Source organism: Streptomyces sp. NPDC086147, from assembly GCF_040702165.1.
Classification (GTDB): domain Bacteria; phylum Actinomycetota; class Actinomycetes; order Streptomycetales; family Streptomycetaceae; genus Streptomyces.
Window position 1 is genome coordinate 45,835 of record NZ_JBFBJO010000028.1, and the last position, 15,599, is coordinate 61,433.

15 protein-coding genes are annotated in these 15,599 nt (G+C 75.5%); 7 read left to right on the forward strand and 8 right to left on the reverse strand.

Features of this window, described 5'->3' with window-relative positions; genetic code table 11:
* Positions 1 to 116: 116 nt before the first annotated feature.
* The 5 genes from AB0398_RS31985 to AB0398_RS32005 form a co-directional block, all read right to left on the reverse strand.
* Complete coding sequence (locus AB0398_RS31985) at positions 117 to 1,094, reverse strand: hypothetical protein (RefSeq protein ID WP_366379161.1); 978 nt, start codon at positions 1,092 to 1,094, stop codon at positions 117 to 119.
* A 117-nt stretch (positions 1,095 to 1,211) separates the two neighbouring features.
* Positions 1,212 to 2,486 (reverse strand): MFS transporter, encoded by a 1,275-nt coding sequence (locus AB0398_RS31990; protein ID WP_366379179.1) that lies wholly within the window; start codon positions 2,484 to 2,486, stop codon positions 1,212 to 1,214.
* A gap of 11 nt (positions 2,487 to 2,497) precedes the next feature.
* Positions 2,498 to 4,255 (reverse strand): condensation domain-containing protein, encoded by a 1,758-nt coding sequence (locus AB0398_RS31995; RefSeq protein ID WP_366379162.1) that lies wholly within the window; start codon positions 4,253 to 4,255, stop codon positions 2,498 to 2,500.
* Between the two features lie 46 nt (positions 4,256 to 4,301).
* Positions 4,302 to 5,702 carry a DUF6271 family protein gene (locus tag AB0398_RS32000; RefSeq protein ID WP_366379163.1) on the reverse strand — a complete coding sequence of 467 codons (1,401 nt, stop codon included), beginning with the start codon at positions 5,700 to 5,702 and terminating at the stop codon, positions 4,302 to 4,304.
* Complete coding sequence (locus tag AB0398_RS32005) at positions 5,684 to 6,772, reverse strand: phytanoyl-CoA dioxygenase family protein (RefSeq protein WP_366379164.1); 1,089 nt, start codon at positions 6,770 to 6,772, stop codon at positions 5,684 to 5,686. The genes AB0398_RS32000 and AB0398_RS32005 overlap by 19 nt, the downstream gene beginning before the upstream one ends.
* A 473-nt stretch (positions 6,773 to 7,245) precedes the next feature.
* Here AB0398_RS32005 and AB0398_RS32010 point away from each other — a divergent pair, with 473 nt between their 5' ends.
* The 3 genes from AB0398_RS32010 (at position 7,246) to AB0398_RS32020 (ending at position 9,138) form a co-directional block, all read left to right on the forward strand.
* Entirely contained in the window at positions 7,246 to 8,103 is an 858-nt protein-coding gene (locus AB0398_RS32010) for a hypothetical protein (RefSeq protein WP_366379165.1), read from the forward strand.
* A gap of 83 nt (positions 8,104 to 8,186) precedes the next feature.
* Positions 8,187 to 8,417, forward strand: a complete 231-nt coding sequence (locus tag AB0398_RS32015; RefSeq protein WP_366379166.1) for an acyl carrier protein — start codon at positions 8,187 to 8,189, stop codon at positions 8,415 to 8,417.
* Between the two features lie 46 nt (positions 8,418 to 8,463).
* Complete coding sequence (locus AB0398_RS32020) at positions 8,464 to 9,138, forward strand: 4'-phosphopantetheinyl transferase superfamily protein (RefSeq protein WP_366379167.1); 675 nt, start codon at positions 8,464 to 8,466, stop codon at positions 9,136 to 9,138.
* Between the two features lie 3 nt (positions 9,139 to 9,141).
* On the opposite strand, the gene AB0398_RS32025 is transcribed toward AB0398_RS32020, so the two are convergent.
* A complete protein-coding gene (locus tag AB0398_RS32025; RefSeq protein ID WP_366379168.1) occupies positions 9,142 to 10,833 on the reverse strand; it encodes an FAD-dependent monooxygenase in 1,692 nt (563 codons plus the stop codon).
* A gap of 192 nt (positions 10,834 to 11,025) precedes the next feature.
* On the opposite strand from AB0398_RS32025, the gene AB0398_RS32030 reads away from it, so the two are divergent.
* Positions 11,026 to 12,900, forward strand: a complete 1,875-nt coding sequence (locus AB0398_RS32030) for a tetratricopeptide repeat protein (protein ID WP_366379169.1) — start codon at positions 11,026 to 11,028, stop codon at positions 12,898 to 12,900.
* Positions 12,901 to 12,942: 42 nt separating this feature from the next.
* Positions 12,943 to 13,302, forward strand: a complete 360-nt coding sequence (locus AB0398_RS32035) for a hypothetical protein (protein WP_366379170.1) — start codon at positions 12,943 to 12,945, stop codon at positions 13,300 to 13,302.
* Between the two features lie 117 nt (positions 13,303 to 13,419).
* On the opposite strand, the gene AB0398_RS32040 is transcribed toward AB0398_RS32035, so the two are convergent.
* Positions 13,420 to 14,010: an isochorismatase family protein gene (locus AB0398_RS32040; protein WP_366379171.1), complete on the reverse strand. Its 591-nt coding sequence runs from the start codon at positions 14,008 to 14,010 to the stop codon at positions 13,420 to 13,422.
* A 261-nt stretch (positions 14,011 to 14,271) separates the two neighbouring features.
* On the opposite strand from AB0398_RS32040, the gene AB0398_RS32045 reads away from it, so the two are divergent.
* Positions 14,272 to 14,685, forward strand: coding sequence for an STAS domain-containing protein (locus AB0398_RS32045; RefSeq protein ID WP_366379172.1), 414 nt, complete (start codon positions 14,272 to 14,274; stop codon positions 14,683 to 14,685).
* On the forward strand, positions 14,678 to 15,154 hold the full coding sequence (locus tag AB0398_RS32050; RefSeq protein WP_366379173.1) for an ATP-binding protein: 477 nt from the start codon (positions 14,678 to 14,680) through the stop codon (positions 15,152 to 15,154). Before AB0398_RS32045 ends, AB0398_RS32050 begins: the two co-directional genes overlap by 8 nt.
* Here AB0398_RS32050 and AB0398_RS32055 read toward each other — a convergent pair.
* Positions 15,102 to 15,599, reverse strand: a 498-nt coding sequence (locus AB0398_RS32055) for a sigma-70 family RNA polymerase sigma factor (protein WP_366379174.1), incomplete at its 5' end; no start/stop codon positions are given. The genes AB0398_RS32050 and AB0398_RS32055 overlap by 53 nt on opposite strands.

Genomic DNA, 15,599 nt, shown 5'->3' on the forward strand with positions numbered 1-15,599 from the left:
GAGGGCGGGGGCGGCGGAAGCGACCGCCCCGGCGGCCCGGTCGTGGACGGCGGTCCGGTCGTGGACAGCGGCCCGGTGGGGGCGGCGGGTCCGTGCGGGCCCGGCCGCCCGCCGGCTCAGCGGCCGGCCGCCGACCGCAGTTCGCGGTAGACCGCGACGGGGTCGGAACCGTTCAGATAGGACCAGGGGAACTCGCTGACCCGTCCCTCGGTGGCCCGGAAGCACTCCCGGGCGCCCTCGTGGTCCCCGGCGAGCGAGAAGGCCATGGCGAAGCTGTTGAGCACCTGGACCCAGCCGTTCCGGCGGACGAAGTCCGGGTGCCGGTACGAGTGGTCCGCCGCCTCGTTCAGGGACGCGGCCACCTCGGGCCGGCGGATGTAGGCGGCGTCCGGACCGGAGTCGAGGGAGAGCCACTCCTCCAGGTGCGCGACCGCGACGAGCTGGCCGAGGAGCGTGCCGCCCGGGGCGTTCAGCATGGACGCGCGCGCGAAGGCGTGCATCTCCTCGTGCGAACCGCCCCACTTCTGGCAGACCTGCTGCAACTGCTGCTGGTGTGCCTCCAAGTGGTGCGGCGCGCGCCGCACCGTCGCCTCGAAGCGGCGCCTCGCGACCTCCGCCCCGACCTCCAGGCCGCGCCCGCTGATCTGGAGGCAGTACCAGGGCGAGGCCCAGCCGGGCTCGATCTCGGCCGCCTCGTACAGCCACCGCTCGGCCGTGCGCAGCCGCTCGTGGAAGACCTCGAACTGCTCCCGCGAGACGTCCTTGGCGCGGGCCGAGGTCCGGGCGTCCCAGCCCCAGCTGACGTGGCGGAGGCCCGCCACGAGCCGGGGCAGCGCCGCCCCCGGCTCGGCCTCGGCCACCCCGGTGATCCACTTCTCGACCCCGGCGGTGTCGCAGACGGTCCACAGCAGGTCCGTCCGGCCCTCGCTCTCGGGACGCGCTTCGAGCACCTCCCGCACGACGGCCCAGTCCGCCGCGGCTGCGGCCCCCTTCAGGCGGAGCACCTCGGGATCGTCCGAGTCCTTCTCCAGCCGCGCGACGGGCCGGCCCGCCCTCTTCCCCAGCGTGAGCCCCCAGTTACGGAGCAACGCCATGTCCCCACCCCTTGTTCCGTACGAACGGGGCGGTCAGTGATCACTCGCCCCGTGGAGGTAGTGACTATCACGCGCGTACGACAATCGCACACCCGTTTCCCTCCGGGCGCCCGCCGCTCAGCCGTCCGCGACGGCGGCCCCCGTCCCGGCGGGCTTCTCCGGCGCCCGGCGCAGCGCCCGGACGGCGGGCACGGCCAGCATGACCGCGATGCACACGAGGCCCATGACCGAGGAGAAGAGCAGCACGCGGTCGGCGCCCACGGACTCGGCCGCCGGACCGGCCAGGGCCCGGCCCACCGGGATGACCATGATGGACCCGGCGACGTCGTAGGCCGAGACCCGGCTCAGGACGGCCAGCGGGATGTGGGACTGCACGCTGGTCGCCCACATGACGCCCCAGAAGGCGAACCCGCAGCCCGCCAGGACGCCGGTGACGGCCGTGAGCGTGAACGACCAGCCCAGGGCGGGGGCCAGCGGGTTGAGGGAGAAGAAGAACATGGCGCACGCGCCCGCGACGAGCGGCCGCCGGGGCCGCACCCGCATCCCGAGCAGCCCGCCGACGATCGTGCCGGCCCCGTCGGCGGAGGCGATCCAGCCGTACCCGTCGGCGCCGTGCTGCTCGGTGAGGAGCGCGGCGCCCAGCGGCAGCGCCGGGCCGAAGACGAACAGGCCGTAGACGGCCCACACGGCGATGACGCCCCACAGCCAGGAACGGGACCGGAACTCGTGCCAGCCCGTGGCGAGCCGCTGCCAGATCGGCTCGTCGGTCCCGTCCGGGGCCGTGCCGAGCCTCCGCAGCGGCGCGAGGCCCAGGGCGCTGCACGCGTAGAAGGCCGCGATCACCAGGAAGGAGCCCGCCACGTCCCCGTACGCCACGAGGAGACCGGCCAGGCCGGGGCCGAGCAGGGTGCAGATCGACTCCGAGATCCGCAGCAGCGCGTTGGCCCGCTGGATGTCCTCGGCGACCCGGGGCACCAGGCTCGCCAGACCGGGCTGGAACATCGCGGTCGCCGCGCCGCTGACCGCGAGCAGCGCCATGACGTGCCACAGGCGTACGTCCCCGAAGGCGAGGAGCCCCGCGAGGGCGAGCATGGCCACCATGCGCACCACGTCCGCGCCGACCATCATCACCTGCGGGGTGAACCGGTCGGCGAGGACCCCGCCGAAGAGCACCAGGAGGACGATCGGCGCCATCCACGCGGCGAGCGCGTACCCCACGCCGGAGGCCCCGTACCCCGCGCCGAGCACGGCGGTGGTCAGCGAGACCATCAGCATGCCGTCGGCGAGCAGCGAGGTGCTGCGGGCGGTGAAGAAGAGCCGGAAGCGGTGTGAGCGCCACGGGCTGGGCGGGGAGCCGGGCTCCCGCTCCACGGGCGCGTCGTCCGTCGTCACGTCGTTCGTCGTCATGTCGGATCCGCCGGAGTCCGGCCGTTCCCTTCGGTGAGGATGTGCTGCCGGAGCCACGCGTCCGTCCGGTCCGCCGCCTCCGGCGGGGCCTGGACGATCACGTACCGGCGGGGGGCGAGGACCCCGGGACGGCCCGGGAGGACGTGCATCAGCGCGGCGTGGGCCTCCGCCGGGGACAGCGGGGCACCGCCGGGGGCGAGGAACGCGGTGAGGCCCTCCCCGGGCCCCTTCCCGTCTCCGGGCCCGTCCCCGTCCGCCGTGACGTGCACGGGTACGCCCCCGAGGGCGTCGCCCAGGGCGTCCGCCACGGCCGGCGGCGAGACCCAGCAGCCGTCCACCCGGATCCAGTCCGGACCGCGCTCCACCGGACGGACCCCCGTCACCCCGGTCAGCGAGGCGAGCGGCACGTCCTCCTCGGCGGCCGCCTCCAGGAGCCGTACGAGACCGGTCAGGAAGCCCTCCGCCTCGCCGGGGGCGAACAGCGCGGGGTCGGCCCACAGGCCGATCCGCAGCAGGGGCGCCGTCTCGTGCACGAAGGCGAGGAGACGGGTCGGCAGGACCTGGGACGGGCCCCGGCCCAGTTCGAGGTCCGGCCCGTCCGGCGCCGCTCCGGAGCCCTCGGTCCCGGGAAGGGCGCTCACGTCGTTGAAGACCACGTCCCGCGCGAACCGGCTGCCGCGCTCGAAGGTCGTCCGGTCGATCATCTCCCACAGGGCGACCGCGTCGAACCGGCTGTGCCGGTAGGCGTCGAGCGCCGCCCCCCACGCCTTGGCGAGCAGCGCGTCGAAGGACGGCACCCGGACGTCGAGGGCGAGCAGCGCGTCCTGCGACACGGTGTTCACCGAGCGGACGAGCCGGTCGTGGAACCGGTTGGAGGTCGGGACGGCGGCGACGCAGGCGTCCTGGCCGGTCCGGTGGGCGACGAGCGCGCACCAGGCCGTGAGCAGCACCGTGGACGGCAGCCCGCCGGTGCGCTCCGCGACCCGGGCGAGCGCCCGCGCGCCCCGCAGGGACCGGAGCGTCACCTCCGGCGTCACGATCTCGGTGCCCTCCGCGCCCGGCCCGTCGAACATGGCCTGGGGGCCGGTGCGGATGATCCGCTCCCAGTACCGCAGGGACGCCGCCGACTTCCGGAGCCCGGCCGGGGAGGCCTCCTCGGCGGCGAGGTCGAGCGGGGTGAAGGCGGTCTGCGGCGGCAGGGGTCCGCCGGCGAGCAGGGCCAGCCAGTCCTCCTCCAGGACGGCGAGGGCGCTGACGTCGGTCACGGTGTGGCTCGCCGCCAGGGCGACGGAGACCGGCGCGCCGCCCACGGTGACGAGGGAGATCCGCAGGCCGAAGTCCCGGTCGAGCCGGAAGCGTTCGGCGCGGGCCCGGCGGGCCACGGCGTCGGCGTACCGTTCGGCGTCCGGGAGCGGCTCCTCGTGGTCGAGCACGGTGACCGTGAACTCCCCCTCGGCCGCCACCACCTGCTCGCGGGGCACGGCGCCCGCCACGTGCGGGAACGTGGTGCGCAGCGCCTCGTGCCGTACGGCCAGGGCGCGCAGGGCGTCGATCACCGCGTCCGTCCGGGTCCCGGCCGGCACCGGCCACACGTCGTGGATGTTGATGTGCTCGGGCTCGTCCCGCAGCATGCACCGGATCATGTTGGCCTGGCCCAGCGTGACCGGGCCCCGGCGCTCCTCGCCGCCCGCGTGGGCGACGGTCACGGTGTGCGTCTTCGCCGGACGCGGGAGGTCCCGCTCGTGCGCGGTCACGGGGCGGCCACCGCCCCGGGCCGGGGGAGGGGCTGCGGAGGGCGGCTCATGCGGTGCTGCCTTTCGGGGACGGGAGGCGGTTCTCGTGCGCCGGGGACGGAGGGCGGTCCTCGTGTACGGGGGAGGAAGGGAGGCCCCCGTGCGCCGGAACGGGCGGGTGTCCCTCGCTCGCGCGGGCCAGGGGCCCCCAGGCGTCGAGGAGCAGGGCGAAGTCCGCCATGTCCCGCCGCGCCTCGTCGAGGAGGCGTTCGCGGCGGGCGGCGAGGACGTCGGCGACGGCCGCGTAACGGCCGCCGAGCTTGCGGTAGCAGCGCTCGACCACGTCGAACCGCTCGGCGTTCTCCACCGGTTCGGGCCCCGCGTCCTCCCGGACCACCGCGGCGACGGCGGAGGTGCGGACGAGGCCGTCGCCGTCGAGCAGCCCGTCGCCGGCCGCCGCCAGTCCCGCGTACACGGCCCGGAGGTACGGGACGGCGAGGAGGAACTTGGTCAGCCGCACCTGGTACGCGAGGAAACCCGCGTCCGAACGGCGTTCGTTCGTGTGGAAGTTGACGATGTGCCGGTTGTGCAGGACGCCGGGCAGGCGGGCGCCGTGCACCAGATGGAGGAGGAAGTAGTCGCTGCCGATGGTGTCGGTGGCGGGCGGCAGCGGCACCCGGCCGTAGACCCCGCGCGCGAAGGCGACGTTGCACATGTCCACGCGGGTCGGGCCGACGGTGGTGAGCGTGGTGAGGTCTTCGGTGAACGCGGTGGTCCCGGCGCCCCGGAACGCCTCGGCGACGAGGTTCCGCCGCCAGATCTCCGGATACCCGGCCGGGACGGACAGGCCGACGAGCTCCTCGTGGACGAGCGGGTCGAGCGCCCGGATCTCCGCCACGTCCACGGACATCTCGCCGACGAACGAGCCGCCGACCAGGGCCACCGGCCGGTCGGCGAGCGCCGGGTCGAGCCTGCTCCGCGACACGAGCCCGGCCACGTCGGCGGCCCGCCGCCCCAGCGCCGTCAGCTCGTGGTGGAGCGGGAAGACCGGCTTTCCGTCCAGGTACTGGTACCGGCTGTCGGAGTCCCGGCGGTGCACCGAGGCGCAGCCCAGGGCCTCCGCGATCAGGAAGGCCCGGTTGGTGCAGGCCCCGTAGGAGACCCCGGACGGCAGCATCAGGTCGAGCACCCGGTCCGGCCCGGCGACCCCGGAGCGGGCGACGGCCCCGCGCAGGAAGGCCCGCTGCTCGTCCTCGTCGAAGTGGTGGACGACCACGCCGGGCTCCGGCGGCAGCGCGGCCACCGCCTCCCGGTGGGCGGCGAGGACCGCGGGCCCGGAGGAGTCCAGGACCAGCAGGTGCACCTCGACGCCGAAGTGCCGGGCGCCGTACGCGGCCTCCTCGGCTACCGCCCGGAGGGTCGCGGCGCAGGCCCGGTCGGTGGGCAGGGTCAGGCAGACGCGGCGCACGACGGCTCCCCGTCCTTGCCCTCGTGCCCGTCGCGGTCCTTCCACGAGGTGAGCCCGAGCAGCCGCTCGCCCAGCTCGTTCAGGACGGCCGTCGGGTAGCGCTCGGACTCGTGCCGGACGGGGTCGCCGACGAGGGTCCGGTTCCAGCGCGGGGTGCGCAGATGACGCCAGGAGTCCACCCGGGACCTCCGCAGCCGCTCGTGCTCCTCCAGGGCCGGCATCATCGACAGGTACTGGACCGCCCGCACCTGGTCCTCCGAGGTGTTGCGGGCCACCCCGTGGGCGAGGAGCCCGTTCCAGATCAGCAGGTCGCCGGGGCGCAGGTCGGGACGGACGACGGGGTACTCGTCCCGGTCCGCGGCGGGCCGGAGCGGGTCCCGGTCGGCGGGCTGCCCGACCTTCCACTCCTCGAACCGCCGGAACAGCTCCGGGCAGCACTGGAACCCGCCCGACTCCGGCCGGGTGTCGTTGAGCGCGATGATCCCCTGCACCCGCTGCGGCGGCACGCCGAGCGTGGTGTCGATGTCCCAGTGCAGCTCGATGTCGAAGCCCCGGTCGGTGGGCTCGATCAGGGCGCGGTCGCGGTTCTTGACGTTGGGCGGGTTGAGGTTGAGCCGGTCCTGGGTGACCCACAGCTCCTCGCAGTCCCACACGTCCACGAAGGCGTCGTACACCCGCTGCGACTGGCGGCTGTCCCACAGGAGCTGGTGGTGGTACGCCTCCACGAAGCCGTAGACGTGCAGCTGCCGGTCGAGCTGGGAACGGAACGGCCGGTCCTCGTACCAGGTGTCCGGCCGCTCCGGGTCGAGCCCCTGGAAGGCCCAGGCGAAGTCGAGCAGCCGCCGCGCCGCCTCCGCCGGGATCGCCTCCCGGACGACGACGTACCCGTACGTCTGCCAGTGGGCGAAGTCCGCCTCCGAGAGCACCCGCAGCGGCCGTGACTTGCCCAGCTCCCGCAGGGTGGTCTGCGCGAGGTAGGACTCGCCGTCCGCGCTGAAGTACGGGAGGTCCGAGGCCGCCCGGTGCAGACGGGGGCGGCGCGCGGGGCGGTGCGGAGCGGGGGTCGTCATGGGTCCCTCCAGGTGCGGGAGTCGGGGGAGGAGGTCCGGGGGCGGGCCCGGGGCCCGGGGTGCTCCTCCCCGGCCGGCGGGCAGCACGCGGCGACCCCCGGCGAAGGGGCGGCGGCGGACGGCACGGACGGCCGGAAGTGCCGTGACGCTGGTCGGACGTCACGCCGTGCGAAAGAATTGGTTTAGACCTTAGCGGGTGGCAAGTGCCATCTCAATACGTCGAGTTGTGTCGGGGAGGGTTCCGGGCAAACGTTGTCAGGGTGGCTACTTTGGTCTAGACAACAAGCGGGAGGCTGGCTTACTGTCGCCCTGCGCGGTCCCGTTCCTGACGGGCCGTCAGTCGCTTTCTTCGCCGTGCCGCGGTCGACGCCGACCGCCCGCGAGGCCGTCCACGGCCGGAGAGCGGGCCGCGGCGCGTCCGTCCCGCCGGCACCCCCGACTGTTCGTCCATCCCCCGAGGGAGCGGTTCCCCCATGAGCACACCCGGCACCACGGTCCTGCCCGACGGCGGCCTGAGGAGCCCCGGCCCGGGCCTGATCACCCTCGACCCCGACCACACCGCGCTGCTGCGCGGCCTCGACGAGCTGCTCGCCGGCCTGGCCGCCCGGCTCTCCGCCCCCGAGGTGGTCGGGCCGCCCCTGCTCTCCGTGGAGGGCCTCGCCCGCCTCGACTTCTTCCGCAACTTCCCCCATCTCGGCGTCTCCGCCGGGCGGTTCGAGCCCGACGCGCTGGACGCCCTGGCGGCCGGCGGGGTCCCGGGGGAGCTCCCGCTCCGGCCGACCGGCTACCTGCTGCCGTCCGCCACCTGCTACGGACTGCTGCTCTCCCTGGAGGGCCGGGACGTCGGCGAGGAGGGGCTGCGGCTCTCCGCGACCGGCCGCTGCTTCCGCAACGAGACCCACTTCGACGGCCTGCGGCGCCTGTGGGGCTTCCACATGCGCGAGGTGCTCTACCTCGGCACCAAGGACGGCGCCCTCGAACACCTTGAGCAGGGCGCCGGGTTCGTCCAGGAGCTGGCCGGACGCCTCGGCCTCGACCTCACCCGGGCCGTCGCCGACGACCCCTTCTACGACAAGGGCGGCTCCCGGGCCCGGCTGATGGCCCTCGACCCGGTCAAGCACGAGTTCAGCGCCCCCGACGGCACGGCGATCGCCTCCGTGAACCGGCACCGCAACTTCTTCGGCGAGCGCCTGGACATCCGCGCGGGCGCCGAGGGACCGGCGTACAGCGCCTGCGTCGCCTTCGGCGTCGAACGCTGGGTCCACGCGATGGTCCTCGCCCACGGCACTCCCGGGCGGGCGCTCGACCGCCTGCGCGAGGCCGGCGCCTGACGCCCGCCGGGCCCCTGACACCCGTCGGGCCCCGGCCCGCACGCACACCCGCACAGCGCACGAACGAGGAGCGACCCCACCCCATGGAACGTATCGCCGAGTGGCTTCACGAGAAGAACCCCGGCCTCGACGGACCGATCGCCCCCGACGAGGACCTCATCGAGGCCCGTCTCATCGACTCCATGGACTTCCTGGAGTTCGTCGACCTCCTGGAGGAGCTCTCCGGCCGCTCCATCGACCTCCAGGAGGTCACCATCGACGACTTCCGCACGCTCGGCCGCGTCCACGAGCGCTTCCTGAGCACCGCCGGGTGAGTCCCCGCCGATGAACGGCGACCCGGAACGGGACGGGGAGAGCCCCGTGGACCGGCAGGACCGGGAGAAGTCCCTCCCAGTCCTCGCCGTGGTGGCGGCCACCGGTGAGGTCCTGGCCCGCCCGGAGCTGCACGAGGGCCTGCTCGCGCCGTGGGAGCGGCGCCGTCTCGACCGGATACGGGTGCCCGCCCGCCGCGACGACGTCCTGGCGGCGCGTCTCCTCGTGCGCCTGTGCGTCGCCCGGTTCACCGGGCTGCCGCTCGACGCGTCGGGACCGGAGCAGCACTGCGCCGAGTGCGGCCGGGACGGGCACGGGCGCCCGCGCCTCGACGGCCGGCCCGGCCTCGGCGTCAGCATCAGCCACGCCGACGGCCTCGTCGCGGCCGCCGTCGGTCCCGGCCCGGTCGGCGTCGACGTGGAACCCGCGTCGCGCCGGCCGGGACCCCCGTCCGCACTGCGGCGGCTCCTGCCCGAGGCCGACCTGCGGGAGGCCGCCGCCCGCCCGGACCCCGGCCCGGAGCTGCTCCGGCTGTGGGTGCGGGGCGAGGCCCTGTTCAAGGCGGGCGGCGGGACCGGCCTCGGACTCCTCGAATGGACCGACGGCGCACGGGAAGCGGTCGTGGCGGTCGCCGCCGAGGCCCCCGTCGCTCTCTTCACCGCCTCTCTCCGCTTCCCGGACCCGGGGCCTGCCGGCACCGCCCCTGACGGCCCTGGCGGGTGACGATCACGGCCTCGGGGGACCACCGGGCCCCGCAGGCGCCCCACTCCCGTTCCCGCTCGGCCGCGGCCGTACGGACAGGGCCCTGAGGTACGCGCTCAGGGCGGCCGCCGCACCGCCGAGGGGGAACCGGGCGCCGAGCTGCCCGTCCGGGCGGACGACGAGACCGGTGGCGCCGTCGGGGAGGTAGAGCCGCGCGAACTCCCCGGCGGCGTCGCGGTACACGGGCACGGACAGGGCGGCCAGGGAGGAGCGGTCGGCCCCGGCCGGCAGGACCACCACGGCCGGTGGACCGCCCGCCGCCCGCGCCGCCTCCGCCGCGCCGGCCAGCTCGGCGGCGTCGGAGCCGTACAGGAGCACCACGTGTCCCGCACGGCCGCGCAGCACGTCGAGCAGCCGCAGCGGGAAGGTGGCGACCGGTGTCGTCAGGCCGGCGCAGTCCGGGGCCCGGTCGCCGGGCTGCGGCGCGCCGGCCGGACCGTACGGCGCGCCGGCGAGCGGGCCGCCCCGGTACCCGACGAGCAGTTGGCCCTCGCGGAGCAGCAGGGTCCGCCGGACGTCCGGATCGGCCTCGATGCCGTGGACGGCGTGCCGCACGGTCCGGCCCACGACCTCCTCGCCCACCGGCCGCCGCTCGGCGTCGTACGTGGCGAGCAGCTCGGGACCCGCCTCGCCCCGGACCACGAGGGCGAGCTTCCAGGCCAGGTTGCAGGCGTCCTGCACACCGGTGTTCATGCCCTGGGCGCCGGTCGGCGGATGGATGTGGGCCGCGTCGCCCGCGACGAAGACCCGCCCCTCGCCGTACCGGTCCACGATCCGGTGGCTGATCCGGAAGACCGAGGCCCAGCGCAGCCGGGAGAGCCGCGCGGGCCGGGGCGCCAACCGGTCGACGACGGCCTGGAGATCGGAGAGCCCGGGCGCCCGCCCGTCCTGCACGCCGTGCGCGACGCCGTCCGGCGCCGTGCCCCTTCCGGCGGACAGCTCGGGCGGCACCCGCATCGACATCCGGTAGCGGCCCGCGCCCGGCAGCGGGATGCAGACGAGGACGTCGTCGGCCGAGCCGTCGGCGGACCGGCGGCCGGACCGCACGCCGTAGCCGTGCGGCAGGTTCCAGTCGGCCTCCACGTCCCCGAGCATGTACTCCTCCGGGAACGCGCCGCCCTCGAACGACAGCCCCAGGCCCTTCCGCACGACGCTGTGCGCCCCGTCGCAGCCGATCAGGTACGGCACCCGCAGCTCCTCGTCGGCACCGGACGCGGTGCGCAGCCGCGCGGTGACCCCGTCCCGGTCCCGGTCGAACGACACCAGTTCGGTGCCGCGCTCCACGACCGTCCCCAGACCGGCCAGGTACTCCTCCAGGAGGCGTTCCGTCTCGTACTGGGGCAGCGCGGCGAAGCCGTAGGGCACCTCGGGCGGCATCTCCAGCTCGATCCGGGCCCGTTCCTCGCCGTCGGCGTAGACCAACTGCCCCCGGATCGGGACGGCGGCCTCCAGGACGGCGCGGACCAGGCCCATCCGGTCCCACAGTTCCAGGGTGCGCGGCTGGATCCCGACCGCCTTCGCGTACGGAAGGCGGGCCGGAAGCCGGTCCACGACCCGGCAGTGCACCCCGTGCCGGCGCAGCTCGGCGGCCGCGCTCAGACCGACCGGGCCCGCGCCGACGACCAGGACGTCGGTGGTGGTGCGGTGGTGCGCCACGAGTACCTCCAGCGCTGCCTCGCCCCCCGCAGGGCCCCGTCCTCCATGGTCGCCCGCCGGGCCCCGGACGGCGAGCGGTGGAGAACGCGTGCCCCTCGTGGCGGTCCCGTGCGGGCGGATGACGGCTTCACGCGGATTTCACCGGGGCGGGCGATCCTGGTCCTCCGGCGGGGACGGACGAGGGGGAACGTCATGACGGAGAACGAGGTACCGGGGCCGGGGGCGTCGCCCGACGAGCTCGAACGCGTCGTCGCCTCCCTGCGGCGCGCCGCACGCGCCGATCCCGACCGGTACCTCCCGCGGCTCGGCCACGGCCTCCTGAGGCTCGGCTCGCTGATCGGCACCGAGCCGGGGCGCCTGGAGGAGGCGGTGGACGTCCTGGAGGAGGCGGCCGGGGTGTACCGGCGCCTCCCCGAGGAGTACCTCCCTGGCCTGGGCGTCGCGCTGCAACGGAAGGCGCTCGGCCTGGGCTTCGTCGGAGGCCGCGACGAGGAGGCGCGCGAGACGGCCCGGGACGCGGTGGAGATCTGGCGCGGGCTGGTGGCACGGGGCGCCGAGGGCAGCAGGGTCGAACTGGCCGGCGCGCTCCTCGTCCTCGGCAACCGGCTCGCCGAGACGGGCCACCACCACGAAGCCCTCGACCGGGTCACCGAGGCCGTGGAGCTGCGGCGCCTCCTCGTCGACCGGGCGGACGGCACGGGACGGACGGAACTCGCCTCGGCCCTCCAGGAACTCGGCGTAAAACTGGGGGAGATGGGGCGCCAGGAGGAGGCCCTCGCCCACCTGCGCGCGGCGGTCGCCACGCACCGCGAGGCGGCCCGGACGGCGGGCGGGCGCACGGTCGGCGACATGGGCGAGCACGCGGTGGCCGCGTTCGCGGCGGGCCGCATGCTCATCGGCCTCGGCCGCACCGCCGAGGCGCGCCCGTACTTCGCCGAGGCGGCCGCCCTCCACGCCGAGATCGCCGCACGCGAACCGGCCGCCGTCGCCTTCTTCGACCACGTCTTCGCCCGCTACGGCTACCGCATCACGTACGAGGGGGGAATCCTGGCCTGGGCGAAGATCCAGGACGGGCCGGAGACCGCCGACGGCCCGGACACCGGCGACCGTACGGAGAGCGCCGACCCGGCCGGTCCCACGGCGCCGGGTCCTGTCGGTTCCACGCCCGCCGACCCGGCCGGTTCCACGCCCCCGGGCCCCGCCGACCCGGCCGGTCCCACGCCCCCGAACCCCGCCGGTCCCGACCTCTTCGAGCGGATCGACCGCCTCAACGCCCGCGGCCTCGCCCTGGCGGACTCCGGGCGGCCCGGGCTCGCCGTCGAGCCGCTGACCGAGGCCCTGGCCCTCGGGCGGACGGCGGCCGTCGGCAGCGGTGCCGCCGGTGCCGTCTCCCTCGCCCGTACGCTGCACAACCTCGGTCTCGTACGGGCCTGGTCCGGCCGCCGCGCGGAGGCGCTGGAAGCGGCCGACGAGGCCGTGCACCTCTACCGGCGCCACCTGAGCACCGCGCCCGAGACCGTACGGCCCCTGCTCGCCGACGCCGCCGACAGCCTGGGCAGCCGGCTGGCCGTGCTCGGCCGCCACCAGGACGCGGTCGCACTCGCCACCGAGGCCGTGGCCCTCCTCCGCCAGCTCGTCCACGCGGACCCGGCCGCGTACCGGAGCGAACTGGCCCGGGTGCTCAACAACCTGAGCATCCGGCTCTGCGACGCCGACCGCCACGCCGAGGCGCTCGCCGCCACCGAGGAGTCGCTGGAGATCCACCGCCGCCTCCACCGCGACGATCCCGCGGCGCACCTGCCCGGACTGGTCCACGCCCTGGCCAACCTCGCCCTCCGCCGCGCCCGCCTGGACCGGCACGACGAGGTGGCCGCCCCCACGGCGGAGGCCGTCCGCCATCTGCGGGACCTGGACCGGATCCACCCGGACAACGACGTCGCCGCGCTCGCCGAGTCCCTGGCCTGGCTCGGCCGGTACCTGCGGAGGCACGGCCACCGCGCCGCGGCCCGGGACGCCGAACGCGCGGCGGGGGAACTGCGCCGCCGCGCCCCGGAAGCGGGGCGGTAGGACCGCGGAACCGGACGGCGGCGCCCCGCGTCCCTCCCGGGCATGAGCGAGAAGCCCGCAGAGGAGTCCCGTGACCGCATGGAGAGCGCCGTCGGCTGCCTGCTCGCCGTCCTCGGCGTCGCCGTCACGGGCGCCTTCGCGCTGCCCCGGGCCGCGTACAGCATCGAGGGCGGGTTCGAGGCGGAGGCCCGGGACTGGGGCGTGATCCTCGTCGACCTGCCGCTGATCCTCTTCGCCGGGCTCGTCGTCCCGCCCCTGGCCTGGGCGACGGCCACGCGGTGGCTGCGCCCGTGGGCGGCGCTCCTCGTCTGCGTGGCCGTCGTGGGCCTGGGCCTCTGGGGCCTCGCGGCCGGCTGGCACCCGAGACAGGCCCCCGACCCGGGCGACGGCCCCGGCATCTGACGACCGCCGGGCCGGACGGGAGCCGCCGCCCGGACGAGCACCGTCGACCTGCCGAGGGCCGCCCGCCCGGAGGCAGCCGCCCGGACGGCAGCCGCCGCCCATACGCCGCCCCTCCGGTCAGACCAGGACCACCGGCCGGCCGCTCAGTCCGACGCCCGCCGCGCGCAGCTCGTCGAGCGCGCGGTCGGTGGTGTCGGGGGAGACGCCGACCGTGTGGTCGAGGAGGACGCGCACGTCGAAGCCCTCCCGGACCCCGCCGAAGGCGGTGGCCTTCACGCAGTGGTCCGTCCCGATCCCGACGACGTCGACGCCGCCCACCTCGCGGGCGCGCAGCCAGTCGCCCAGCGGGGTGCCGTTCGCGGTCGCGCCCTCGAAACCGCTCTTCGAGGCGGAGTGGGCCCCCTTGAGGAAGACCTCCTCCACGGCCCCGGAGGCGACGGCGGCAGCGAAGTCCGGGTGGAACTCGGAGCCCTCGGTGCCGGCGACGCAGTGCACCGGGAAGGAGTCCTCGAAGTCGGGCTCGTCCGAGAAGTGGTCGCCCGGGTCGACGTGGTGGTCACGGGTGGCGACGACGTGCGCGTACCGGCCGCCGGCGCTCCTGACCAGGTCGGCGAGGGCGACGGCCAGGTCGGTCGCGCCGTTCACGGGGACGTCGCCGCCCTCGCAGAAGTCCTTCTGTACATCGACGACGATCAGGGCACGGCGCACGGGAGCGGCCTTTCCTCGAGGGGGTGGAAGAGTCCCCGGCATCGTCGCGCCTCCGGGGTGCCCCGCGAGGGGCGCGCGCCCGCCTTTCACCCGATCGGGATCATGGAAACGGGACTCCGCCGACCGGGCCTCCGGACCGCCGCGTCCGGCGCGGCCCCGAGGCCGGGCCCCGTCGTGCGCCCCGGGGGGTCATCCGGCGCTGCCTGGCCGAAACTGGGGAGAGGAAGAGCCACCGCGAGGGACGAGGAGAGGGGCGAGCCCATGGACGTGGACGGCGGCGCAGGGGCGCGGCGGACGCCAGGCCGTGCCCGGTTCGACGTACGGGTCCGGCCCGGGACGGCCGACGGGGTGGTGGTGCTCGAACTGGGCGGGGAGCTCGACCACGACACGGTCGCCCCCCTGCGCGAGGCGGTGGAGGAGCACGCCCGGGCCCGGCGGATCGTCGTCGACTGCTCGGGCCTCGGCTTCTGCGACTCGACGGGGCTCAACGCGCTCCTCCGGGCGCGCCTGCGGATGCGGGAGACGGGCGGGCGCCTGGACCTGGCCGGGCTGCGCCCGCCGATGGACCGGATGTTCGACATCACCGGCGCCAGGGCTGTCTTCCGGGTGTACGAGGACACCGTCGGGGCCCTGGCCGACCCGGCGCCGCACGACGGCGGGTCCGGTCATGACTGACGGCGACGCCGACGCGGAAGGCGCCCAGGTCCGGCGGCTGTTGTTGCGCGGGGCGCGGAGTGTGGTGTCGCGCTGTCGGGATTTCACAGCGGAGGCGTTGGCGGACTGGGGGTGGATTCCGGCGGGGAGCGAGGCGGGGGAGGAGCGGGTGGAGGACGTGCTGCTCCTGGTGTCGGAGGTGGTGACCAATGCCTGTCTGCACGCCGGCGGACCGGAGGAGTTCGTCCTGCGGTACGCACGGGGACGCCTGCGGGTGGAGGTCGCCGACCTCAGCCCCGAACCCCCTCGGCCGCGCGCGCCCCGTTCGCCCGCGCTGCCCGGTGGGCACGGTCTGATGGTTCTGGACAAGCTGGCGGGGGCGTGGGGCTACGAGGCCAGGGGGGCGGGGGCGGCGGGGAAGGTGGTGTGGCTGGAGGTCAGCAGGCCGCCGGGCCGGGTGCCGGGCCGTCCTCCAGCAGAGCTGCTCTGAGCTCGCCGAGGATCCGGGTGAGCAGCCGTGAGACCTGCATCTGGGAGAGCCCGATCCGCCGACCGATCTCGGCCTGGGTGAGCTCCTCCCCGAACCGCAGCGCCAGGATGTGCCGGTCGCGCTCGTCGAGCCGGTCGAGGAGCGGCCGGAGCGCTGCCAGGGACTCGATCAGCTCGTAGGCGGGCTCGGCGGTCGCCAGATGCCGGGGAGCGGCACCCGAGGTCTCCTCGTCGTCACCCGCCGGTGTGTCCAGGGAGCGGGTGGCGTAGCCGTGTGCGGCGAGTTGGCCTTCCGCGATCTCTTCTTCGGTGAGGTGGAGGTGGTGGGCGAGTTCGGTGCGGGTGGGGCGTCGGCCGAGGTGTTGTTCGAGGTGGTCGGCGGTTTTGGCGAGGTCGATGCGGAGTTCTTGGAGGCGTCGGGGGACGCGGACGGCCCAGCTGGTGTC

Coding starts and splice junctions, on each gene's coding strand:
- AB0398_RS31985 (WP_366379161.1), bottom strand. CDS start 1,094: ATGGCGTTGCTCCGTAACTGGGGGCTCACGCTGGGGAAGAGGGCGGGC.
- AB0398_RS32005 (WP_366379164.1), bottom strand. CDS start 6,772: ATGACGACCCCCGCTCCGCACCGCCCCGCGCGCCGCCCCCGTCTGCAC.
- AB0398_RS32010 (WP_366379165.1), top strand. CDS start 7,246: ATGAGCACACCCGGCACCACGGTCCTGCCCGACGGCGGCCTGAGGAGC.
- AB0398_RS32015 (WP_366379166.1), top strand. CDS start 8,187: ATGGAACGTATCGCCGAGTGGCTTCACGAGAAGAACCCCGGCCTCGAC.
- AB0398_RS32030 (WP_366379169.1), top strand. CDS start 11,026: ATGACGGAGAACGAGGTACCGGGGCCGGGGGCGTCGCCCGACGAGCTC.
- AB0398_RS32035 (WP_366379170.1), top strand. CDS start 12,943: ATGAGCGAGAAGCCCGCAGAGGAGTCCCGTGACCGCATGGAGAGCGCC.
- AB0398_RS32045 (WP_366379172.1), top strand. CDS start 14,272: ATGGACGTGGACGGCGGCGCAGGGGCGCGGCGGACGCCAGGCCGTGCC.
- AB0398_RS32050 (WP_366379173.1), top strand. CDS start 14,678: ATGACTGACGGCGACGCCGACGCGGAAGGCGCCCAGGTCCGGCGGCTG.